The sequence below is a fragment of the Bradyrhizobium sp. NC92 genome (genome assembly GCF_025200865.1).
In the GTDB taxonomy this organism is placed as follows: Bacteria; Pseudomonadota; Alphaproteobacteria; order Rhizobiales; family Xanthobacteraceae; genus Bradyrhizobium.
On sequence record NZ_CP104171.1, the window covers coordinates 6,107,139 to 6,130,342 of the forward strand.

Consider the following 23,204-nt stretch of genomic DNA (forward strand, 5'->3'; position numbering starts at 1 on the left):
TCAGGCCTTTCCTGGATAATCGCTGCGGGCGTATTCAAGCCCCTTGACCAATGCGACGAGGGTGGAATTGACGGGGGTCGGCACGTTGAGCTTGGCGCCCCAGCGCACGACCGAGCCGTGGATGTAGTCGACCTCGGTCAGATTGCCGGACTGCAAGCTCTGCAACATCGACGTCTTGAATTCGGGCGGCAGTCCAGCGGACGCCATCGTCCAGGCACGGCGCGGATCGGCAATCGAGATCTTCACGCCGGCAGCTTGCGCGACCGCGATACCCTCCGAGATTGCAGCCAGCGCGCAATCTTCCAGAAGCGGCAGCGAATAGAGACCGCCATAGGTGAGACCGGTCACGGCGGTGATTCCTCCTCCGGCGACGTTGATGAACAACTTGTCCCACATTGTGCCCATGATGTTGTCGCTGAGCAGCGTGAGAATGCCGGCACGATTGAAGGTCTCGGAAATCCGCTGTGCGCGTTCCGTCAAGCGTCCATCAAGCTCGCCGATGATGGTTTCCTTGCCGACGACCCCGGAGCGAACATGACCGGGGCCGAGCAGCACGCCGCCAACGTAAGTCTTGCCTGCCATCACGTGGTTACGACCGACTTCCTCCGAAAGGATGTCCTCGTGGCCAAGACCGTTCTGGAGCGACATCACAACCGTCTGCGGCCCGATGATCGGCGCGGCCGATCGGATCGCATCCCGCGTGTAGTAGGATTTGACGAGGACGACGACGAGGTCCGCCACGATGCCGACCTGAGTCGCTGAGGTACAGGCGGAGACCCTCACGACGGTCTCGGCGTCACCTTCGAGCATCCGCAGACCGCTGGCGTTGATCGCGTCGACATGGGCCTGAAACGGATCGATCAGCCAAACTTCGGCACCACCGCGCGCCAGCGCGCCACCGATGGTCGAGCCCAAGGCTCCCGCTCCGATAAAGCAGATCCTCATCCGAACGCTTCTCCCTCGCCCATTTTGGCGTTGGAAGCGTGCTAGCAAGCCACTTGATATTTGGATATGCTATGATCCTTATAACCATTATTGCGAAACGCAATGAAGCACCTGGACCTCTCCGAGGCGAGCCTTTTGGAGCCGCGCCTGCTCAGGCTGTTTGACGCCCTGTTCACCACCGGCAGCGTCACCAAGGCAGCCGAGAAGCTCGGCCAAAGTCAGCCGACCATTTCGATCTGGCTCGCGCGCCTGCGGAAAGAATTGGACGATCCGCTCTTCATCCGGTCTGCGGAGGGAATGCTGCCGACGCCGCGCGCCGAGGCTCTCATCGGCACGGCCAGACAGGCGCTGGAGTTGCTGCGGCGTCTGGCGGAGCTTCGCACCGAGTTTGATCCGGCGACTGCAAAGCGCCGCTTCGTCATCTGCATGACGGATGCGAGCCACATCACGCTGCTTCCCGCCATACTCGCCCACGTTCGCCGTGCTGCGCCCGGTATCCGCATCGAGGCAGCGCAGATCGGCAGCGATACGCCACGAATGCTGCAGTCCGGCGAGGCCGATCTGGCGCTCGGTTACATCTCGGATCTCGACGCCGGACACTTCCAACAAGCACTGTTTCCGCAGGATTGGGTCTGCCTGGCAAACGCAGGACATGCCCGAATCCGCGACCGCATCTCGATGAAGGATTTCAGACGTGAGGCGCACGTCCTCATTCGCTCCGGCACCGGACATCAATTGCTCGCGGACGCGCTAAAGCAGCAGCAGATGATCCTCGATGTTGCGCTGGAGCTCCCCGGCTTTCTGGGGTTACCCGCAATCGTCGGAACGACCGACCTGATCGCCACCCTGCCAAGGCACATCGGCGAAACGTTGGCTCACTATTACGGACTGCGCGTGCTCGATTGCCCGCTGGCGATCGCCGGCTTTACGGTCAAGCAATATTGGCACGCCCGCTTCCATCACGACGCGGCGAGCCAGTGGTTGCGTGATTTATGCGGAGAGCTGTTTCAACAGCAGGACGTGCGGGGCCTGCATCGTTCCGGTCGGCCACGGAAACGAAGGCCGCGCGATGTGCAGCCGTAAGCCGCGCCTTCGTGACCGGTCCCATTTCCCCGGATTGCCCGGATCTCGTGAGAGCGATGTTGCAAGCCTCTGCTCTACGATTTCAAATCGTACTGACCCGCCATCTCCTCGCAGGTCAGAAACGAGATACCGGGGAGATCTCGTAGCCACGACAAGAGCCTGTCCCGCAAGATCCCGTTCAGCCCGAGGCGCGCTCCGCCGTCGCCCCGGCGAAATCCAGGACGGGCGCGGCCGCGAGCAGCGCTTTGGTGTAGTCATGCCGGGGGCGATCGAACACGTCGTCGCGCGAGCCCTGCTCGACGATCTTGCCGCCCTGCATCACCACGACGCGGTCGGCGACCTGCTCGACCGCGGCGAGATCATGGCTGATGAACAGGCAGGCAAAACCGTATTGCGCCTGTAGCCGGTCGAACAGCTTGAGCACCTGAGCCTGGATGGTCATGTCGAGCGCCGATACCGGCTCGTCGGCCACGACGAAGGCCGGCTCGCGCACGATGGCGCGCGCAATTGCAATGCGCTGCCGCTGACCGCCGGACAGTTCGTGCGGCCAGCGCGCAGCCAAACCGGCAAGCCCGACCTCCTCCAGCATCGTCTCGACGCGCCTGTCGCGTTCAGCCGACGTCAATTTCGGCACGTGGCGCAACGGTTCGGCGACGATCTCGCCGACGCGCATGCGTGGATCGAGCGAGGAAAAAGGATCCTGGAACACGAGCTGCGAAGCCAGGCGGAAGTCGCGATCGACGGTCGCGGTCACGTCCCTGCCCCGGAACCTGATCTCACCGCCGGAGGTCGGGATCAGCCGCAGCATGGCGCGGCCGAGCGTGGTCTTGCCCGAACCGCTGCCGCCGACGACGGCGACGGTCTCGCCCATGGCGATGTCGAGATCGACGCCATTGACGGCGGAGACGCCGGTATCGCGACCGAACAGCCGCTGCCGCCCGGCAAAGCCGACCTTGAGCCCGCGCACGCTGACGAGAGGCTCGCCGCCGCCTCGCGCCTTCGTCGTGGCGCCGCGACGCGGCAGGGCCTCGACCAGACGCTTGGTATAAGCTTCGCGCGGCGAGAACAGGATCTGCTGAGTCGTGCCTGTTTCGACCATCCTGCCCTGGCGCAGCACCAGCGCGCGCTGCGCGTAGCGCGACACGAGGCCGAGATTGTGGGTGATCAGCATCACCGAGGTGCCGTGGTCGCGGGCGAGCCCGACCATGAGGTCGAGCACCTCGCGCTGCGTCAGCGTATCCAGCGCCGTGGTCGGTTCGTCCGCAATCAGCAGCTTCGGTTTCAGCAGCATCACCGATGCCAGCATGATGCGCTGGCGCATGCCGCCGGAGAATTCGTGCGGATAGGCGTCGAAGGCCCGTTCGGGATCGCGAATCTGCACGCGCGCCAGCATGTCGAGGCAGCGGCGCTTGATCTCGCGCTTGCCGAGCCGCTCGTGCAGGCCGAGGCCTTCGGCCATCTGCGCGCCGACGCTGATGGCGGGATTGAGCGAGACCATCGGCTCCTGGAACACCATGCCGACAACAGGGCCGCGCAGCGTCCGCATCTGGCGCGCAGAGACATTCGCAAGGTCGATGCCGTCGAGCACGATGCGGCCGCCGGCCGTGCGCAGCCCTGGCGGCAACAGGCCGAGCACGGCGCGCGCCGCCGCCGTCTTGCCGCTGCCGGATTCGCCGACGACGGCGAGGAACTCGCCACGCTCGACGGCAAAGGACAAATCCTCGACGATCGCCCCCTTGCTGGCGGAGGCCTCAATGCGCAGATTCTCGACCGACAGCAGCGTCATCCGTGCGCCATCCTGGGGTCGAGGCGATCACGCAGAGAATCGCCAAGCAGGTTGATGCCGAGCAGCGTCAGCGCAATGCAGAGGCCCGGCGCGATCGAGAGCCAGGCCGCGGTCTCCATGAACGGACGGCTCGCTGCAAGCATGTTGCCCCAGGTCGGCGCCGGCGGCGGCACGCCGAGACCGAGGAAGCTCAGCGCGCTCTCGGCGAGCAGCACCCAGCCGAACATGCTGGTCGCGAGCACCGCAACCGGCGCGATCGCGTTCGGCATCACGTGCCGGAACATCGAATAGACTTCAGAATTGCCGATGACGCGCGAGGCCTCGACATATTCCTTCTCGCGGATCGACAGCACGGTGCCGCGCACGACGCGGACCACCGAGGGGATGTAGGCGAGCCCAAGCGCCAGGATCAGCCCGGCCTTGTTGGCGCCGACCACGATCATCACCGCCAGTGCCAGCAATATGCCGGGGAACGCCAGAAGCGCGTCGTTGACCGCCATGATGATGCGATCGACCCAGCCGCGGATGTAACCGGCCGCACAGCCGATCGCCATGCCGGCGGTCACCGCAAGCAGCACCGTGATCAGGGCAATCACGACACTCGCGCCGGCCCCGACCATGATGCGGCTGAGCACGTCGCGGCCGAACTCGTCCGTCCCGAACCAATGCAGTGACGACGGCGCCTGCAGGCGCGCGCGCAGATTGATGCGGAGCGGGTCGAACGGCGTCCAGAATGCAGCCGTGAGCGCCGCACCGAGCAGGAGCGCGATCAAGCTACCGCCGATCGCGGTGTTGGCGCGCATCCTCATGCCACCGTCACCCTCGGATCGAACAGCGGATAGCAGAGATCGACCACCAGATTGACCACGACATAGATCACCGCCGTGAACAGGAGGCAGCCCTGCACCACGGGATAGTCGCGGGCGAAGATGGAATCGACCAGGAGCCGGCCAAGACCGGGCAGCGTGAACACTGTCTCGATCACGGCGATGCCGCCCAGCAAATGTCCGAGCACGAGGCCGATCAGGGTCCAGGTCGGCGCAAACGCATTGGGCAGCACGTGGCGGGCAAGGACGCGCCATTCCGGCACGCCCTTTGCGCGTGCGTGGGTGACATATTCGAGCCTGAGCACCTCGATCGAGGCGGCGCGCGCCATGCGCGTGAGCACGCCGATCTCCACCATGGTCAGCGTCGCAATCGGCAGCACGATGAAGGTCGCCGCCTGCCAGAAATTCTCCGCGAACGGCACATAGCCGATCACCGGCAGCCATTTCAGCTTGAGGCCGAACAGCAGCAGCAGCAGCAGGCCGAGCCAGAAGCTCGGGATCGACAGCAGCAGCGTGGCGCCGCCGACCACGGAGAGATCGAGCAGGCTGTTCTGCTTCCAGGCGGCGAGGAGGCCGGCCGGGACGGCGATGCAGGCAGCAAGCCCGACCGCCACCAGCACGATGACGGCGCTGACCTGGAAGCGATCGAGGATCAGCGGCAGTACCGCAAGGTTGTTGGTGATGGAGTGGCCGAAATCGCCGGACGCAAGCCTGGCGACCCAGTGCATGAACTGGACCGAGATCGGCTGGTCGAGCCCCAGCTCGGCGCGGAGCTGCGCCGCCTGCGCGGGATCGGCGGCATCGCCCAGCATCACCTGAACGGGATCACCGGGAATGAGCCGGACCAGCGCGAAGACCGCGACGGCGACCAGCAGCAGCGTCGGGATCGTCATGGCCAGCCGTCTTGCGAGGTAACTCAACATCCCGACGCCCTATTCGACCGTGACGCCCCAGAAGCGCGGCTGCGGATAGAGCCAGCCGGCATAGTCCTTGATGCCCTTGCGCAGCGCCGTCAGCTCGGCGCCGTTGAACAGGACGATCATCGGCACATCGGCGATGAAGCGCCTGTGCATCTCGTCGAACAGCGCCTGCCGCTTCGCCGCGTCGTCGATCATCATCGACTGGCGCAGCATCTCCTGGCCCTCCGGATTGTCCCAGACCTTGCGCGGCTGCGCGGCCTTCGGCCCGGTCAGCATCTCGAAGCTCAAGGACGGATCGAGCCGCGCCGAATAGACGAAAGCCATCGACTGGTAGTCGCCGCGATTGTAGCGGTCGAGCTGCGCCGCCCAGTCCATCACCTCGAGCTCGATATTGATCCCGACCGTCTGCGCCATCGCCTGCACCAGCACAGAGGAATCGAACACGAAGCTGTAGCGCTTGTTGGTGATCATCTTGATCGGCTGGCCGCGGTAGCCCGCTTCCGCCAGCAGCTTCTTGGCTTCCGCGATATTCTGCGTGTAGCCGTGCGACTGCGCCTCGCTGTAGAACGGGCTGCCGAGCGGCAAAGCGGAATTGTTCGCCCGCGCGGTGCCCATCATCACGGCGTCGACGATCTGGGCGGTATCGATGGAAAGCGCGATGGCGCGGCGGATCCGCACGTCCTTCAGCAGCGGGTCCTTGGTCTGGAACAGGATGCCGGTGAGGCCGAGCGCGGGCGTGATGCTGAGCTGCACGTCGGAGCGCGATTTAAGCTCCTCCAGATCGGGAATCGACAGGCTCATGATGACGTCGAGCGAGCCGCTGAGCAGCCCAGCCTTCGCCGCAGAGCTGTCCGGGATCACGTTGAAGCGCACGCGGTCGACCTTGACGTCCTTGGCGCCGGTGTAGCCGGTGCGCGGCTCGCTGCGCGAGACATATCCGTCGAATTTAACGACATCGACATATTGTCCGCGCTTCCATTCGCCGAGCTTGAACGGGCCGGTGCCGACAGGGGCGATCCATTTGCCATCGGGTCCGACGGAATCGCGGTGGATGATGGCGGTCTGGCCGCAATCGGGCCGCGCCAGCGTCGGGAGGAACAGTGCCGTCGGCTGATCCAGCGTGATGGCGACGGTGAGCGGATCGGGCGCCTCGATCTTCTCGATGCGCGCAATGCCTGTCGCGCTGAACTCGGAGAGGCAGCGCCATTGCGTCGCCGGGTCGAGCCAGCGCTTCAGCGACCAGACCACGTCGTCCGCCGTCACGGAGGCGCCGTTGTGGAACTTGACGCCCTGGCGCAGGCGGAACGTGTAGGTCCTGCCTTCGTTCGAAACGGTCCAGCTGTCGGCCAGCATCGGGCCGATCGCCGTGTCGTCACGGAAAGCGACAAGACCCTCCACCACATGCGCGATCACGCCGTCGGTGTTGGCGTCGCGATTGGTGCCGGGATCGGTGGAGCGGATGTCGGCGTTGAGCCGCGTCCGCAGCAATGTTTCGGCGCCGGCCCTTTCCGGCATGGCCAGCAAGACCAGCGCGGCCAGACCGACCGCCCATGCCGGCGATGGCTGACGCCGCCACATCACGCAGCCCCCGCGGCGGCAGACCGCTCGAACGCGGCCCGCCCGATCTCGTCGATCTCGAGCCGGTACTCGGTGAACTCGCGGTTGAGCGCCGGCAGCGGCGCCGCCTGCATCAATCCGCTCGCCGGCTCCATCAGGATCATCGCCACGGTGGCGCTGAGATTGTTGCTGAGATTGCGGCGCGGCGGGCGGCAGACCGACCAGGGGTAGGCGAACTCGTCGAACAGGGCGTTCTTGACGGTGTCGAAGGTGATGCTGCCGATGTGCGGCTGGAGCAGATCGCGGACGCGAATGTCGCGGTACAGGCTGTCAGGCGTATTGAAGATGCCGGTGTCCTTCAGCTTGCTGAGCGCGACTGGGCTGAGGAAGTTGTTGGCGTGGACCAAAAGGCCATTCTGCGGATGCACCTGGAAGGTCTCGTCGGGCGCGCACTCGAAATCGATCGCCACGCCCTCGCGATGGCTGACGATCATGTTGTTGGCGGCCGACTTCTTCGTGCAATAGACCGCACGCATCGCCAGCGCGAGATGCTCGTTCTCCAGCACCTTGCGGCGGATCAGCGCCAAGGGCACGCCGGCCTGGCGATAGTCGCGGTCGCTTTCCAGATAGTTCGCGGTGATCGCGATGCCGACGGAATTGAAGCCGCAGCGGCCAAGCGCGCCGGCTTCAGTGAAGGTCATGAGGTCAGGCCCGTCGTCGCGCCGCATCTTCAGCACCACCGCCGTCTCCGCGCATTCGCGCTTCCAGTCCCAGTTCTGGGCGTGGATCAGGCGGCCGCTGGCGGCCGCCTGCGGCATCACAACGACGCCGGTGCAGCCATCGGGATCTTCCGGCGTCTTCAGGCGCGCGCGGATCGCAGGGTTTGCAAGCTTGATGATTTCGGTACGGGCGTTGAGCAGGACGACGTCCTCGAACGGAACGTCGGCGCCCTCGGCGATGCCGCGCATCTCCTCGATATAGCTCGGATCAAAACCCTGGATGACCGGCAGATATTCGCGCACCAGCTCGGCAATTCCCTTGGAGTCGAGCGAGAGCTCCTTCAGCTGCGCGAAGTAATGCGTCGTCCCCTTCTTGATGCGGGCCGCCGCCTTCTGCCCGTACTGACGGCCACGCTCGCGCGGAGGACCGGAGATTTCGATCAGCGGAAAGGGTTCGACCATGGGACGCCAAATTCCTTCTTGAAGTTCCTTTTGCTTTCTCATGAAGGCTAATGTATTTTGTGATGACATGAAACAAAAATCTTTGACCGCGAAATCCGCCGTGGAAAAGGCGGCGCCGAGCCGGCTCCAGCGCGAACTATCGGCCGGGATCATGGACCTGATCCGGAGCGAAGGGCTCGCGCCCGGCACGCGCCTAGCCGAAGTCGCGCTTGCCGAGCGCCTGCAGGTCTCGCGCACGCCTGTGCGCGCCGCGCTGAAGCTGCTCGCGCGGCGCAAGCTCGTGCATGCAGGCGCCAGCCGCGGCTATTTCGTCGCTGAGGCCGCCCCCGCCGCGCACAAGACCCCGCCAAAGCCCAGCCCCGACGATACCGACCGGCTGTTCCTCGCCATCGCGCGCGACCGCCGCGCCGGCCGGCTGCCGGAGGACGTTTCCGAGCGCGACCTCATGCAGCGCTATGACGCGACACGGCCGATCGTGCAGCGCGTACTCAGCAAGCTTGCGGAGGTGGCCGCAGTACAGCGCAAGCCGGGCCATGGCTGGCGCTTCCAGCCGACGCTCGCCGATACGCAGGCGCGCGACGAGAGCTATCGCTATCGCCTCCTGATCGAGCCGGCCGGCCTGCTCGAGCCGGGCTTCAAGCTCGATCCGGCCTGGGCCGCCGAGATGCGCCGCCGTCATCAGGAGATGCTGGCGATGCCATGGAGCGACACCGCCAGCATCGCGCTCTACGAGATGAACGCGGCCTTCCACGAAGGCCTCGCCGCCGCATCGGGCAACCGCTATCTGCTGGTCGCGGTTCAACAGCAGAACCGGCTACGGCGCTTCGGCAACTACGACTGGACCTTCGGCCACGAGCGCGTGATCGTGAACTGCCGCGAGCATCTCGCCATCCTCGACCAGCTCGAAGCCGGCCAGAACGAGGCCGCAGCTGCGCTCCTGCGCCGGCATCTCGAAGGCGCAGCAAAGCTCAAGCGCAGCCCGGCCAATTCCAACACGCCATCCAAAGCCTCCTGACCTTTGCAAGAGTTGCCATGAACATGAATGCCTTCTCCTCCAACAGCCCCCTCACCCGCGAGGCCATGGAGCCGTTCTGGCTGCCGATGACGCCGAACCGCCAGTTCAAGTCGAAGCCGCGCATCTTCGTCAGCGCCGAGGGCATGCACTACATCACCGACGACAACAGGCGCATTCTCGACGGCATGGCGGGGCTGTGGTGCGTGAACGCAGGACATGCGCAAAGGCGCATCGTCGAAGCGATCCAGGCGCAAGCCGCGAAGCTCGACTTCGTCTCCTCGTTCCAGATGAGCCATCCGGCCGCCTTCGAGCTCGCCCGCCGCATCGCCGAGATCGCGCCCGCCGGGCTCGACCACGTCTTCTTCACCAATTCCGGCTCGGAATCGGTCGACACCGCGCTGAAGATCGCACGCGGCTATCACCGCGTCCGCGGTGAAGCCAGCCGCATCCGCTTCATCTCGCGCGCAAAAGCCTATCACGGCATGGGTTGGGGCGGCCTGTCGGTCAGCGGCATCGTCCGCCACCGCAGGGATTTCGGCCCACTGCTGCCCGAGGTCGATCACCTCCCGCACACGCATAGTCCCGAGCACGCGGCGTTCTCGCGCGGGCAGCCGCAATGGGGCGCGCATCTCGCTGACGAGCTGTCAAAGCTGCTGCAGGTGCACGATCCCTCGACCGTCGCCGCCGTCATCGTCGAGCCCGTGACTGGCTCCGGCGGCGTGCTGCCGCCACCGGTCGGCTATCTCGAGCGGCTGCGCCAGATCTGCGATCAGCACGGCATTCTCCTGATCTTCGACGAGGTGATCACGGGCTTCGGCCGCCTGGGCGCAGCGTTTGGCGCCAACGCCTTCGGCGTGACGCCCGACCTCATCACCTGCGCCAAGGGCATGACCAATGCCGCCGTGCCGATGGGGGGCGTCGTCGTCAGCGGCAAGGTCTATGACGCGCTGATGCAGGGGCCGGACAACGCGATCGAGCTGTTCCATGGCTACACCTATTCGGCCCATCCGCTGGCCTGCGCGGCCGGTCTTGCCGCGCTCGACGTCTATCAGGATCTCGGCCTGTTCGACCGGGCGCGCCGCCTCGCGCCGGCGTGGGAGAACCACGCGCACGGCTTGCGTAACCTTCCCCATGTGGTCGATATCCGCAACATTGGGCTGCTCGCCGCAATCGATCTGAAACCGCGCGAGGGTGCGCCGGGCGCGCGCGGCAGCGAATGCGCCAATCGCTGCTATGACGACGGCATCCTGATCCGCGGCAGCGGCGATACGCTGCTGATCTCGCCGCCTCTGATCATCCCCGAGGAACAGATCGCCGATATCTTTGCTGCCATTGGCCGCGCATTGAACAGCATCAGCTGACGGCCGCCGTCCTGCATGAGGGCGCGCTACCCATGGCGTAGCCGATCGGCTTCTGGTTGTCGTCGAGATAGGAGAAGGGGATCGAGGAGTCGCGGAAGCCGAGCGTGATTGCGCCGGTCTCCTTGACGTTCTTCTTTTGGTTATTGACTAACGATACTTCAGCGACTCGATCTCGAAGGCCTGACAGGCGATTTGATCCGTCCTTTCGCAACCTGCCCCGCACGCCCGTCTGCGGCATGGGCCGCATTATTCCCGCACAATTCGGACCAAAAGAGATTTAGCGAGCGCTGGCTATTCGTCCGGTCCTTGAACGCGACTAAAGATAGCGGCAACGCCCATTTGTTGCCCCCGATGGCCGCCAATCCCTTGCGGCCATGCGCCGTGGCGGTGCCTTCCGTAAGCCAGGCGACGCCGCGGCCGGCCAGCGCCATCTCGCACAGCACATCGGACATGTCGCTTTCGATCACCCGCTGGCCGGCGATCGGGGCATTCTCCAGGATGAGATCGACCAGGCGCGCGAAATAGACACCGGGCGAATACATCAGCAGCGGCACCGGATGCGACGCCTTGCCCGGCAGCGATATGCCTCCCTTGGCGGCCAGCGCCTCGCTGACATAGGGCCGCAAATATTCGGTGCCGAGGCTCACGCGCTCGTAGCGGTCCGGATCGAGATGGATCGGCTGCTGGGCGTGGTGATAGCAGATCATCAGGTCCGCGTTGCCCGACACCAGCGAGGTGACGAGATCGTGGATGTTGCCGACCACGACCGAACAGCTCATGCGCCGCTCGGCGGACCAGGCCTGCCACCACTGCGGCAGCTGCGCCGTCGCCATGGCAAAGGGCAGTGCGATCCTGATGTGCTCATGCGAGCGCAGCGGCTTGCCGCCAAGCTCGTCGCGGCTGTCGAGCATCTGCCGCAGCAATTCGCCGGCATGCTCGCGAAAGCGCTCGCCTTGCGGCGTCAATTGCGTCGGATAGACGCTGCGATCGATCAGATCGAAGCCGAGCCAGGCCTCCAGCGACTTGATGCGGCGGCTGAACGCCGCCTGCGACGTGTTGCGCCGCTCGGCCGCACGGGTGAAGTTGCCGGTCTCGGCCACCATCAAAAAATCCTGGAGCCAGCGCAGTTCCATCACGCGACCTGTCTTGATGCGGGACGCTGCGGCAGATCCCCCGCGATACCCTGCTCCCGACGGCGCGGGACGGCGCGCGTCGACCGGCATTGCTTGCTGCCACGGCATTGGTTGCCCCATAGCGCGCAACCTAGCGAAGCGGCATATGGCCTGACCAATGCAAGCCTTGCATCAGGGCCTTCCGACGCCGATCCCCGCCCAATTCGCTTCAAATCCCGGCCTTTCATGCGCCGATCCGCATTCGCCCGATAGCGCCCGACTGCTCCCAGCGTGCTACGGCGGGGCCAATCATGCAAGTTTTGCATGATGCAGACATGGCATCGCCGGCGGCGATCAGGCCGCCCTAGATTGGCGGCCGCAACGCCACTCCTCGTCCCGATCGGCGCTCTTGCAGCATCGGGCGACAGCCCAGAATGAGTCCTGCCATGAAAATCTGCGTCCTCGGCGCCGGCGTCATCGGACTGACGACGGCATGGTGCCTCAGCGAGGCCGGACATGACGTGATCATCGTCGACCGCCATGCCGAGACCGGCGCCGACGCCAGCGCCGCCAACGGCGGCCAGCTGTCCTATGCCTTCGTGACCCCGCTGGCATCGCCTGCGACACTGTTGAAGCTGCCCTCGCTGCTGATCGCCAGAGGCTCGCCGATGCGTATTCGCCCCGGCCTCGATCCGCAGCTGATATCCTGGGGCGTGCGCTTCCTGCTCGCCTGCCGCTCGGCCGCCGTGCGCGACACCGTTGCCGCGCAGCTCGCGCTTGCCGCCATCAGCCGGGACGAATTGACACGCCTGTCGCAGACGCTCGATCTCGCGTTTGGATTGCGAACCGCCGGCAAGCTGGTGCTGTTCCGATCGCCCAGCGAATTCGACGCCGCGCGAAGCGCCGTCACCGGCGAGGCCGGCGCTGATCATGCGCAGCAGGTGCTCACGCCAGCCGAGTGCCTCGCACTGGAGCCCGCGCTCAAGCTCGGAGCACGCGAACTCGCCGGCGGCATTTTCACCGCCTCCGAACAGGTCGGCGATTGCGCCGCGTTCTGCGCCGCGCTTGCCGACCGGCTGACGCAGCGAAACAATGTCGAGTGGCTGCTCGACACGCCTGTGACCGGACCGGTCCGGTCCGGCGGCCGTCTCGTTGGCGTGGACACCGCCAAGGGGCGCGTGCAAGCCGACCGCTTCGTTCTCTGCATGGGAGCATCCTCGAGCGCCTTTGCAAGAGCTTGCGGATTCTACCTGCCGATCTACCCGGTCAAGGGCTACAGCATCACGCTGCAGCCCGCGCGCGACGCCAGCGCGCTTCGCCACAGCGTCACCGACTTCGAACGCAAGCTGGTGTTCGCGCCGCTCGCGCGCGACCAAGGCACGGCGATCCGGGTTGCCGGGATCGCCGATCTCGACGGCAAAGATGCAAGCCTCGATCCGGGCCGTCTCGACATCCTGCGCCGCGCGGCTGCGGAAATGCTGGGGATGGCGACTGGCGGCGACGTCGAGCCATGGTGCGGGCTACGCCCCATGACGCCCGATAGCCGGCCGATCATCGGGTGGTCGCCGCTCTCCGGGCTGTTCATCAATTCGGGCCACGGCATGCTCGGCTGGACGCTGGCCTGCGGCAGCGCCCGCCTCACCGCTGACCTGATCGACGGCAAGCCGGCGGCGATCGAAGCTGGCGCGTTTGCGGTGTGGCGCGCGGCGTGAAGGCTCTGTCAGATACGTTTTCCTTTCTCGCCGAGATCCCAGAACAGGTCCGCCATGAGCGCAAGGGTCGGCTGTTGGCGAGGAAGAACTTCTTGAGTGCGCGGCAGACGCTCCTCCAATGCAAATTTTGCATTGGCTGGCCTGGAGAACGCGAACTAGCCTGCTGCGCGCATGACGGAGACTTTTCAGATGAAATGCCTGCCTGCCCTTCTTGCCGCCATTTGCTTTGGTCTCGTCCCGACTGCCGCTGCGTTCGCCGCCGACACCGCCGATCTCCTCATCAGCGGAGGGACGATCTACACCGGCGCCGACGAGGCGCCGTTCGTCGGCGACGTCGCGGTGAGCGGCGACAAGATCGTCTATGTCGGCCCGCATGCCGGCGCGCCGGCAGCAATGGCCAGCATCGACGCACAAGGCATGATCGTCGCGCCCGGGTTCATCGACGTCCACACCCATCCCGAAAGCTATATCCGCTCGGGCGATGCGGCCAAGCGGCTAAATGCGCCATGGCTGACGCAGGGCGTTTCGACCATCTTCATCGGCGTCGACGGCAGGGGTACGCCCAACGTCGCGGCCGATCAGGCCGAGCTCGAGGCGCAAAAGGTCGGCACCAACATCGTCAGCTATGTCGGCTTCGGTGCGGTCCGCGAGGCGGTGCTGGGCCATGATGCCCGCGCGCCTTCGCCTGATGAACTGGAACGCATGAAGGCGCTGGTTGCCAAAGCGATGTGCGAGGGCGCCATCGGCCTTTCCGCCGGGCTGTTCTACGCGCCGCAGAGTTTTGCCAGGACCGAGGAAGTGGTGGCGGTGGCGAAGGAAGCCGCGCGCCGCGGCGGCATCTACGACACCCACCAGCGCGACGAGAGCTCGTATTCCATTGGTCTGATGAACTCCGCGAAGGAGGTGCTCCAGATTGGCCGTGAGGCGGAGATGCCGGTGCATTTTGCGCATCTGAAGGCGCTCGGCGTCGACCTGCAGGGCCAGGTGCCGGAAGTGATCGGCCTGATCGAGGCGGCGCGCGCGGCGGGCCAGAAGGTGACGGCGGATCAATATCCGTGGCTGGCGTCGAGCACGAGCCTCGATGCGGCGCTGGTGCCGCGCTGGGCGGTCGATGGCGGCTATGCGGCGATGATCAAACGTTTCGACGATGCGGCACAGATGGCGAAAATCCGCGGCGAGATGATCGAGAATTTGCGCCGCCGCGGCGGCCCGGACTCGATCCTGCTGACCAGCGTCGATCGGGAATGGACGGGAAAGCGGCTGTCGGAAATGGCCGAGGCGTGGAAGGTCGAGCCGGTCGACGCCGCGGTGCGCATCCTGCGCGCCAACCCGCGCGACTCGATCGCTTCCTTCAACATGATCGACAGCGATGTCGACCTCGTGATGAAGCAGCCATGGGTCGTCACCGGCTCCGACGGCACCGACGGCCATCCCCGGCAATTCGCCACCTTTCCGCGCAAATACGCCGTCTACGTCAGGGAGCGCCAGGTCATCGATTTGAAGACGTTCATCCGTCAGTCCACCGGGCTGTCGGCCGACATCTTCAAGCTCGACCGCCGCGGCTATCTGCGGCCGGACTATTTCGCCGATGTCGTGGTGTTCGACCCGGCCCGCTACGCGCCGAAGGCGGATTATGTGCGCCCGCGCGAGCTAACCGTCGGTGTGCTGACGCTGTTGGTCAACGGCGCGCCGGCGATCCAGGACGGCCAACTGACGACAGCGGCCAGCGGCCGCGCGCTCAAGCGCACGCCGGCGCCGGGGACTTGTCCTTAGAGACCGCCCGAGGGCCTTTCAAATGACGACCTGATTATGAACGTTGTATCAAAGGAGCGCGACCCTCAGAGGTCCCGGTCGCTGCGCTGCCTTACGAATGATGCGCCGCCGCTGGCGCTGAGCGTAGACCGTCGCGTCGATCAGGATCTCGGCATGTGGCACTTCGACCATGCCGCGGCCGCCATCGGCATCTAGCCGATACGGATGATCGTCAGCGATAGCGAGCATTCGTGCAACGCGCGTCCGAGCTCAGCGGCCTGACCACGTGACATCATAGCGCCGCCACCGTTGCAAAGCCGTGCTCTGCGGCCTCGAGCGCGGCGGCGATGTCGGCCTCGGTATGGGCGGCGCAGAGGAACATGTTGTGCTTGGGGTGGAAGTAGACACCCCTTGCAAGCATCGCGCTGCAGAAGGCCGAACCCTTCCGGTAGTCCGGGTCCGCTTCAAACAAAAGGGTCGGCATTTGCACAGGTCCCGATTGACGGATCGAAAGACCGAACTGACGGGAACGCGTGTCGAGGCCATCGCGCAGCGTTTGCCCGAGCTGCGCGAGGCGGGTCGGAACATCGTCCCTGCGCACGATCTTCAATGTCGCGACGGCAGCAGCCATGGCGACGGCGCCGGCCCAGAATGAGCCCGTGACGAAGACCTGGGACGCGGCACGGCGCAGCCAATCGGCTCCGGTCACAGCCGCCAGGGCATGACCGTTGGCGATCGCCTTGCTCCAGGCCGACAAGTCGGGCCGAACACCAAGGCCTTCCCAGCTACCCGCGGCATTCAGGCGGAAGCCGGCGCGAACTTCGTCGATGAGCAGCGCGGCCCCCTTGCTGTCGCAGATGCGACGCGCCGCACGCGCGAACTCTGCGGTGGGAAGTTCCTGGTCGCACCCGAGATCGTGGCGGAACGCCGAAATCAGGATTCCGGCAAGATCATCGCCCGCCGCCCTGGCCGCCGCCTCGAGGCTCTCGACGTCGTTGAACGTGAAATATCCGAGATGGGCGCGATCCTCCGCGGTCACGCCGAGAAGCGACGGCGAGCACCACGGCACGGCACCATGATAGGCGCCCTTGGCGACGAGGATCTTTCGTCGACCCGTTGCAGCCCTTGCGATCGTGACGCACGTCGTCGTCGCATCGGTGCCGTTCTTCTGAAACTGCGTCCAATCGGCATGTCCCACCATATTGACGACAAGCTCGGCCAACTCGACCATGACTTCGGCCGGACCATTGAGGCAGTCGCCGTCGCGCCGCTGACGCTCGGCGGCTTCCTCCACCTCGGGATGGTGATGGCCAAGCAGGTTGGGACCCCAGCTGCACATGAAGTCGACGTAGCGATGACCATCGACATCCCAGAGCACGCCGCCCTCGCCGCGGCTGAAGAACTGCGGATACGTCTCCGGCAACTTGGCCGCGTGGAGATGTCCCCACATCCCGCCCGGCACAACCTTTTCGGCCCGCGCCCGCAGGGCAGCATCCCTTGTCCTGATCATCTCCGGCATGCTCTCTTCTCCAATTTTGATATATCATATATTATGTTGTCGGATACAAGGGAATTGTTGCTTTGCCGGCCCGGACCCGTAGACCTCGTATCAAAGGCTAGGGTGCGGATCCGCCCCCGTATCGGCGGGGATTGCCGAAACAGCCCAGACCTTGCGGGGACCGAGAATGGCTGACGTTGAACAGAGACATGGCGAGGGCGCTGTGGGCCCGGTGGCTCGCGACAGCCTGACAAGCCTGGTCTACAACAATCTGCGCCAGGCGCTGATGGAAGGCCGGTTCTGGCCGGGCCATCGCTTCAAGATTCGCGACCTTGCTGCGACCATGAACGTGTCGGAGACGCCCATTCGCGAAGCCCTGATGCAGCTCGTGCGCGGCCGCGCGCTCGAGATGCAGGCGGGACGCTCGATCATGGTCGCCCACATGACCGCCAAGCAGTATATCGAGCTCAGGACCGTCAGGCTGTTTCTCGAGGGACTTGCCGCCGAGCACGCAACCACGCGCATCTCGGACGCCGATATCGACAGGATGGAGGCCACTCACCGCGAGCTGATCAGCGCGGAGAAAGAGCACAGATGGTCCGACGCGGTTCGCGCCAACTGGCAATTCCACCGCGGTCTCTATGATGGATCGGGGCTTCCCGAAGTACTCGCCATCCTCGACGATATCTGGATGCGGAACGGACCCTTGTTGAATTTCCATTATCCGCACGCCCCCCCAACCTATCCAAACGAACATCAGCACCTGTCCGTTCTCAAGAATCTGCGGCAGCGCCGGCCAGACAAGGTTCGCGAGTCGATCCAGGCGGACATGATGGAGGGCGGCCAGAATCTCGTTCGGTTGCTGGAAAAGCATGGCGGCACGCGCTTCATGACACCCGAGACGGCCATCGACGAAGACGTCGATATTGAAGCGACGAAGACGCGCGCTGCACCACCTGCCAAGGCAGCACGCGCGAAATCCAGGCGTCGCTGAAAGTTGCTCACGCGGAACGGGGCGCAGTGAAACGATCGAGGATGTTGCGGGTGATCCGCTGCGTGTACGGATCGCCGCGCTTCAGCCCCATCACCCATTCGCAGGTCGCGGCTGTCAGCACCTCGCCCTTGCCGCGGGTCATGTGCACCATCATGCCAGAGCCGTATTTGTAGCGGGCCAGACCCTCGGGCGTGACCTCACCGTTGATGCACTCTACCAGACCTTCGTGGTCGCTATTGCGGATGTAATAGCGGAAGCCCTCACCCTGCGGCTCGTCTTCGGCCAGGACGGCCGGCGCCATCGCCAGAATCTGAATGGTCTCGGGCTGCCCCTCGGCCGGGACTGGAAAAGGAAGCCCGTTGCGGAACGTGTAGTCCAGCCCGTCGACCTCGTAGGCAAAGATGTGCTGCTTGTCGCCGAAGATGTCGGCATAGTGCAGCCCTGTGCCGGCAAATGCCCAATGCTCCGGGCGATAGACCGTAAAGCCTCGTTGGCCGTTCGGCGCGAATCCGCCCCAGGACGCGTAGAGGCCGTGCGCACCGTTCACGCCGACCGTCGAGGCGCCGGGCCAACGGACGTTGCGATCTTCCCAGGCAGACGTCATCAGACGCGCGCGGTCCGTGCCGACGATCGGGTCCTTGTGGATGGCTTTGAACTTGTAGCAGACTTGGCGCTTGCCATCGTCCTCGAGCCGGATCTGCCACAGGAAGTTGGCGCCGAAGCGCGCGAGCCGCCCGCCGCCCTCCACATAGCGCTCGATCGCCTCGCGCATCTCCCATGTCCAGTACTCGTCATGGCCGATGATGGTGACGCAAGGATAGGCCTCGAGCAGCTCGGGCCGGTAGTGAAGATCGGTCTGGGTGATCATGTCGAGGGCGTAGCCTTCCTTCTGCGCCCAGAGCACGAAATGCCGATCGAACTGGGCCCAGCCCGCTGCCGCATAATATTGGCCAAAGCCGTTGGAGAACGCCCACTCCTTCATCTGATAGCGTGGCGCGTCGCCCATCTCGGGCGCGGGATTGGCGCAGATGCGCGGTGCGCCGGGCGGCAGCCAGACCACGCCGCGCGTCCATGGCCGCTGCAGCGACAACACCGGCGACGGCTCGTCCCGCTCAGGACCTTCGACGCCGAAATAATGATTGGCACCGCCGAAATCATTGTAGGCGGTCCAGGTGCCCGTCGGCAGGATCATCAGTATCTTCGCGCGCCGCGTTTTCTCGGTCGGGCGCACGACGAAGAAATGATGCTGGATGAAGCGCGCCCCGTTCGCTCGCTCGCACGACGAGACCACGCGATAAAAGCCCGATCGCAGATCCGGCGGCAACGTCCAGCGATGAGCGACGGGCCAGTTGCAGCCGTTGCGATAGGCATCGGACGGCGTAGCCGCGAACACGCCGTCAAGCGCATCGACCTCATGCACCATCTCGGGCTCGAGACCGTCGCGATAGATCTGCAACCGCCAGGCCTTTGCGGTCGCGGAGGAGCGAAAGACGACTTCGTCTCCCGGGTCGTAAGACATCGCATCGGTGTAGGTGTAGACTTCCGCGACGGCGGGATCGCCGCGCGGAGCCTCATACCAGGGCTGGCTGGCCCAGTGCTCGTCCGCATGCATCGGGCGCGCCTTCCGGGGAGCGACGTTGAAGGATCCCAATTCCGGCGGGTGAAACTCAGGCTTGTCCGACATGACAGCCTCCCTGGTTCGATCTGGCGACGAGACGGCAATTTTGCATGTTGGGCCGAAATCGAGGCCGCAGTCTAGGCTTTGGCAGGCATGACGAACGGCCTTGGATCGAGAAAGCGATTCACGACGTTCAACGTGATGGTGCTGATGTTGTTGTCGTAATTGTTGTGACCCAACGACATGCCGTAGGTGATCGATCCCGTCGCAAAGACGGCGCCGCCATGGGCGGTCTCGAAGAACACCATGTCGGCGCGCACCAGCGCATTCTGCGTGCCGTCGAGTCCGTCGACCACGGTGCGAAACTCCTCCGGCGTGGGCAGCGCGCCCGCGCCCAATCCTTCCGACGTCGCGATCCGCAGCGCATGCGGCGGCGTACCGAGCTCGAGATCGTACCGGTCGATCTCGCTGCCGACGGCACCATTGTAGCGAAATCCAAAATCACCGAACTTCTCGTGACGGCCCGTGCCCTCGAAGATGAACGCGACGCGCGCATCGTCGCTTTCGGCGGTGCGCAGATAGTAGCCGCAGGTATCGTTGATCATGGCCGAGAACCCGACGCCGACCAGCTTTTGCGGCGCAAAGCCCGAATGCCGCCACAGCGAGCCCGGCTCGCCGGTGCCGGCAAGATGCACTTCGCCCGGCTCCGATTCCCAGGTGCGCGTTCCGGCCGTGCCGCGGCGAACTTCCAGCGCGGCGGGCGCGGCCGGATGAAAGCCGCAGCGCCAATAGAATGCGTTGCCTCCCATCGAGATATGCCGCCCGCCCGCATTCTGATAAGCCATGATCGCGTTCATCATGTTGAAGCTGTAATATTCGGGATGGGTCGGCGTCATCATGACCCGGTAAGGGGCGAGTGCCCGCGCTCCTTCCCGGTCAAGCTCGACATCCGTGATCAGATCGTAGGCGATCCCCTTCTCCTCGAGCCAGTCGAGGATGTGGGTGTCGTTGATCAAATTGAACCAGTAGCCGCGCGGACGCATGTTGAGGACGGGCCGCAGCCAGGAGCTGTACGCCCGCCCCGAGCCGTCGACATGGCAATCATAGGTCGACTGGCCGATCTCCGGGTTCTCCTGCATGAAGACGTCATCTTGCGGCAACCACAGAACGTGCTCCATTAGCGTTTCGAAGTGAACCTGATAGAGACGCAGCGCGCTGTTGGCATAAGCCAGATATGTCGCAACCGAAGCGACCAGGACGAGATCCGCGCGTCTGGACGCCTTGCCCGGCGTCACGAAGAAGGTGACGTAGCTTTCGCAGTCCCGGTCGGGATTGTCGCCACCTGACGTCAGCCGGAGCGCATAGACGCCGGATCGCCAGTGGGCCGGCACATCGAGCCTGCAAGTGGTCTGCCACTCGCAATCGTAGATGTCGTCGCTGTGGAAATGAATCGCCGCATATTCCTGCAGCGACAGCCGCCAGTCGTGGACGGAGCCAGACCAGTGAAAGCCGGTGACGCCCCTGCGGGGCAACTGGCGGAGGCTGCCATGCAGGCCGTTCGGCGAAAGGTCCTTGATCGACAGCGACGAGATTCCGTTCGAGAAATCCCAGAAGGCGACAAGCCCGGCATCGCTCGCTCCCGTTCGCTGCCGGCCGTCGAATACCCGCAGCGCCTCTGCGTCCAACCGACACGAAAAGACACGCGGAGCTTCGATCTTGCCGTCGAAGTGCGAGGTATATTGGCAATCCCCATTCGCATGATGGGCCGCGATCAGGAACGGCAGGCCGGAATCGAGCGCGGGCGCGTGCGGCAGCGCGAACGATTTCGAATAGGCAGCGGCCGGCCGAACGCCGTCTGCCGGAACGATCAGCGACAAGGAGGCCGATCCCTGCGCAAGGTCAAGCGCGCACGATACGAATGCCCAGACGCGCTGCCGTAGCTTGACGTCGAGGGCAAAACGCGCCGGCGTACCGCTCACCTGGCCCAGCACCAGGACCAGTTGCCCCTCCTCGTCGAGCTGGAGCGCATAGCCGCGCGCCGAACGCTCGCACCAATTTCCCATCAAGGCCTTGGCATTGTCCGCGATCCGCGTCGGGTACACATAGGCTCCGAAACACCAATGCGCGCCGGTCGGGACCAGTACACCGTCGTGGTCAATGACGGCATTGGATCCCGGGCGGATCGGTTGGTCGAGGCAGGCATGCTCACCGTCAATGGGGCTCGTCATTACCTCATATTTGAAGCCCGGGCCGTTGGTGTCGACATCGCCGCAGCGCAGCCTGAGCACCTCGACCTTCACGCTCGGGCGCTTGCTGCTAAGCTGGAATCTGACGGCCTCGCCTGCCGGGACACTGATGCGATCCGGATAGCCGAGATACTCGTTGGTCTTATAGATCACCGGAAATCTCCGCAGGCAGCGTCGTTCCCGTCATCTCTTGCCAGCGCAGCTTGAAGACATGCCACTCCGCTTCAACAAGTGAGGTGAAGACGCGATCATCGACGAAAGGCATCGGATCGCCCCGACGCTTGGGGATGCGCGACAGCCGCCAGGCCTTGCCAGGCTCGAGCACGATCAGAACAAGCCGCCCTTCCGGCTTGCCCCATCGCATCCGCGCCAACAGCTTGCGAAGTTCCGGACTATGCACGCCGAGCGGACTTGCGCGGAACTCCTTGACGAGATCGAGCCTTCCGGGATCGATCACGTAGCGCAGCGCGCCGGGGTCACTGGTGTGATCCATGGTCGGTCCTCACTTACAAGCGCAAAATGGCAGCTAATGCGGTTTAACGTGTCAGCCAGGCCATCCACCGCTCCCGCAGTTCGTTACGATGTTCGCCGATCCAGGCGAAATCGGGCTTGACCAGCTTTTCGTAGTTCTCCGGCGAGGTCGCGTAGAGATTGCGCTCTTCCGGCTTCAACAGCTCGATGGCCGACTTGCTGGCCGTCGCATAGTTGACAGCGCGCATGAACGGCACGTGCGCGTCGGAGCTTGCATAGAAGAAGTCGAGATAGGCCATGGCGGCATTGAGGTCAGGCGCACCCTTGAGAACAGCCATGTAACCGGTGTCGCGAATGGCCTGGTCCCAAGACATCGCAACCGGGACGCCCTCCTTCACAACGGCGAGCGCGCGGCCTGAATAGCTCATGGCCATGACGACCTCGCGGCTGCGCATGATCTGCTGCACCTGGTCGCCTGTCTTCCACCACACCGCGACATTGGGACGGATCTCGTCCAGCTTCTTGTAAGCGCGATTGATGTCCAGCGGGAAAAGCTGCTCCGGCTTGACGCCGTCGGCGAGGAGCGCGGCCACCGGCACCCACCAATCGCTGTCGCCGGTGTCTGGCAGCCCGCGCGGCCCGGGAAACTGCTTGACGTCCCAGAAGTCGGCCCATGTCTTGGGCGCCTTGTTCTTGAACGTTTCGGTATTGTAGGTGATCAGCATGCCGCCGGTCGTGCGAGCAACGCCGTAGGGCTGACAGGCGTCGGAGACGCCGAACTTCTGGACGCTGGGCAGTTTCGCACAGTCGATCTTCTCGAGCATGTCGGTGCGTCCGACCAGGTCGGGACCCGTCGCCGTGACGATGTCGAACTCCACCTTGCCGGTTCGCTGCATCGCCTTGGCGCGCGCCCACTGGTCGGGGACCTCGATCGCGACCGGGACGATTTCGACATTCTTGGCCTTGTTGAAGGGATCGTAGAAATATTTCGCGAGGGTGTTGCCCATCAGGCCACCGGTCGTGGCAATCACCAATTGGTCTTCCAGTTTTTGAGCGGCAGCCGGCAACGCTCCACAAAGAACCAAACCAAGCACGACAGCTGCCGAATTCCACATCCAACCTGTTT

18 protein-coding genes and 2 pseudogenes are annotated in these 23,204 nt (G+C 64.6%); 7 read left to right on the plus strand and 13 right to left on the minus strand.

Annotated features, from left to right (window positions below):
- The gene (locus tag N2602_RS28875) at positions 1-945 is read right to left on the minus strand and encodes a ketopantoate reductase family protein (protein WP_311738561.1); all 945 of its coding nucleotides are present in this window, start codon (positions 943-945) and stop codon (positions 1-3) included.
- Between the two features lie 102 nt (positions 946-1,047).
- Here N2602_RS28875 and N2602_RS28880 point away from each other — a divergent pair, with 102 nt between their 5' ends.
- Positions 1,048-2,028: a LysR family transcriptional regulator gene (locus tag N2602_RS28880; protein WP_260380190.1), complete on the plus strand. Its 981-nt coding sequence runs from the start codon at positions 1,048-1,050 to the stop codon at positions 2,026-2,028.
- Between the two features lie 178 nt (positions 2,029-2,206).
- Here N2602_RS28880 and N2602_RS28885 read toward each other — a convergent pair whose 3' ends face one another.
- From N2602_RS28885 to N2602_RS28905, 5 genes are read right to left on the minus strand one after another with little or no spacing between them, the layout of a single operon-like run.
- The gene (locus N2602_RS28885) at positions 2,207-3,814 is read right to left on the minus strand and encodes an ABC transporter ATP-binding protein (RefSeq protein ID WP_260380191.1); all 1,608 of its coding nucleotides are present in this window, start codon (positions 3,812-3,814) and stop codon (positions 2,207-2,209) included.
- Positions 3,811-4,623 (minus strand): ABC transporter permease, encoded by an 813-nt coding sequence (locus tag N2602_RS28890; protein ID WP_260380192.1) that lies wholly within the window; start codon positions 4,621-4,623, stop codon positions 3,811-3,813. Before N2602_RS28890 ends, N2602_RS28885 begins: the two co-directional genes overlap by 4 nt.
- Complete coding sequence (locus N2602_RS28895; protein ID WP_260380193.1) at positions 4,620-5,564, minus strand: ABC transporter permease; 945 nt, start codon at positions 5,562-5,564, stop codon at positions 4,620-4,622. The genes N2602_RS28890 and N2602_RS28895 overlap by 4 nt, the downstream gene beginning before the upstream one ends.
- Before the next feature lie 9 nt (positions 5,565-5,573).
- Positions 5,574-7,139: an ABC transporter substrate-binding protein gene (locus tag N2602_RS28900; protein WP_260380194.1), complete on the minus strand. Its 1,566-nt coding sequence runs from the start codon at positions 7,137-7,139 to the stop codon at positions 5,574-5,576.
- Positions 7,139-8,299 (minus strand): C45 family peptidase, encoded by a 1,161-nt coding sequence (locus N2602_RS28905; protein WP_260380195.1) that lies wholly within the window; start codon positions 8,297-8,299, stop codon positions 7,139-7,141. Before N2602_RS28905 ends, N2602_RS28900 begins: the two co-directional genes overlap by 1 nt.
- A gap of 67 nt (positions 8,300-8,366) precedes the next feature.
- On the opposite strand from N2602_RS28905, the gene N2602_RS28910 reads away from it, so the two are divergent.
- Together N2602_RS28910 and N2602_RS28915 are read left to right on the plus strand one after the other, a co-directional pair.
- Positions 8,367-9,314, plus strand: a complete 948-nt coding sequence (locus N2602_RS28910; RefSeq protein ID WP_260380196.1) for a GntR family transcriptional regulator — start codon at positions 8,367-8,369, stop codon at positions 9,312-9,314.
- A 17-nt stretch (positions 9,315-9,331) separates the two neighbouring features.
- Positions 9,332-10,675 (plus strand): aspartate aminotransferase family protein, encoded by a 1,344-nt coding sequence (locus N2602_RS28915; RefSeq protein WP_260380197.1) that lies wholly within the window; start codon positions 9,332-9,334, stop codon positions 10,673-10,675.
- A 31-nt stretch (positions 10,676-10,706) separates the two neighbouring features.
- Here N2602_RS28915 and N2602_RS28920 read toward each other — a convergent pair.
- Positions 10,707-10,808 (minus strand): annotated as a pseudogene (locus N2602_RS28920) (amino acid ABC transporter substrate-binding protein); the annotation flags it as partial.
- Positions 10,809-10,833: 25 nt separating this feature from the next.
- Positions 10,834-11,916: a LysR family transcriptional regulator gene (locus N2602_RS28925; protein WP_260380198.1), complete on the minus strand. Its 1,083-nt coding sequence runs from the start codon at positions 11,914-11,916 to the stop codon at positions 10,834-10,836.
- Positions 11,917-12,233: 317 nt separating this feature from the next.
- Between N2602_RS28925 and N2602_RS28930 the strand changes: the two genes are divergently transcribed.
- The 3 genes from N2602_RS28930 to N2602_RS28940 all read left to right on the plus strand — a co-directional run bounded on the left by N2602_RS28930 (position 12,234) and on the right by N2602_RS28940 (position 15,467).
- On the plus strand, positions 12,234-13,499 hold the full coding sequence (locus tag N2602_RS28930) for a D-amino acid dehydrogenase (protein ID WP_260380199.1): 1,266 nt from the start codon (positions 12,234-12,236) through the stop codon (positions 13,497-13,499).
- A gap of 189 nt (positions 13,500-13,688) precedes the next feature.
- A complete protein-coding gene (locus tag N2602_RS28935; RefSeq protein ID WP_260380200.1) occupies positions 13,689-15,272 on the plus strand; it encodes an amidohydrolase family protein in 1,584 nt (527 codons plus the stop codon).
- Positions 15,273-15,308: 36 nt separating this feature from the next.
- A complete protein-coding gene (locus tag N2602_RS28940) occupies positions 15,309-15,467 on the plus strand; it encodes a hypothetical protein (protein ID WP_260380201.1) in 159 nt (52 codons plus the stop codon).
- A 76-nt stretch (positions 15,468-15,543) separates the two neighbouring features.
- On the opposite strand, the gene N2602_RS28945 is transcribed toward N2602_RS28940, so the two are convergent.
- Positions 15,544-16,770, minus strand: a complete 1,227-nt coding sequence (locus N2602_RS28945; RefSeq protein ID WP_172785637.1) for an aminotransferase class III-fold pyridoxal phosphate-dependent enzyme — start codon at positions 16,768-16,770, stop codon at positions 15,544-15,546.
- 166 nt (positions 16,771-16,936) lie between these two features.
- Between N2602_RS28945 and N2602_RS28950 the strand changes: the two are divergent.
- Positions 16,937-17,641: pseudogene (locus N2602_RS28950) on the plus strand (GntR family transcriptional regulator); the annotation flags it as partial.
- A gap of 109 nt (positions 17,642-17,750) precedes the next feature.
- Here N2602_RS28950 and N2602_RS28955 read toward each other — a convergent pair.
- The 4 genes from N2602_RS28955 to N2602_RS28970 all read right to left on the minus strand — a co-directional run bounded on the left by N2602_RS28955 (position 17,751) and on the right by N2602_RS28970 (position 23,193).
- The gene (locus N2602_RS28955) at positions 17,751-19,427 is read right to left on the minus strand and encodes a N,N-dimethylformamidase beta subunit family domain-containing protein (RefSeq protein WP_260380202.1); all 1,677 of its coding nucleotides are present in this window, start codon (positions 19,425-19,427) and stop codon (positions 17,751-17,753) included.
- 71 nt (positions 19,428-19,498) lie between these two features.
- Entirely contained in the window at positions 19,499-21,760 is a 2,262-nt protein-coding gene (locus N2602_RS28960; protein ID WP_172785638.1) for a N,N-dimethylformamidase beta subunit family domain-containing protein, read from the minus strand.
- A complete protein-coding gene (locus N2602_RS28965; protein ID WP_172785639.1) occupies positions 21,750-22,100 on the minus strand; it encodes a hypothetical protein in 351 nt (116 codons plus the stop codon). The genes N2602_RS28960 and N2602_RS28965 overlap by 11 nt, the downstream gene beginning before the upstream one ends.
- Before the next feature lie 43 nt (positions 22,101-22,143).
- Positions 22,144-23,193: an ABC transporter substrate-binding protein gene (locus tag N2602_RS28970; protein WP_373569538.1), complete on the minus strand. Its 1,050-nt coding sequence runs from the start codon at positions 23,191-23,193 to the stop codon at positions 22,144-22,146.
- Positions 23,194-23,204 lie beyond the last annotated feature (11 nt).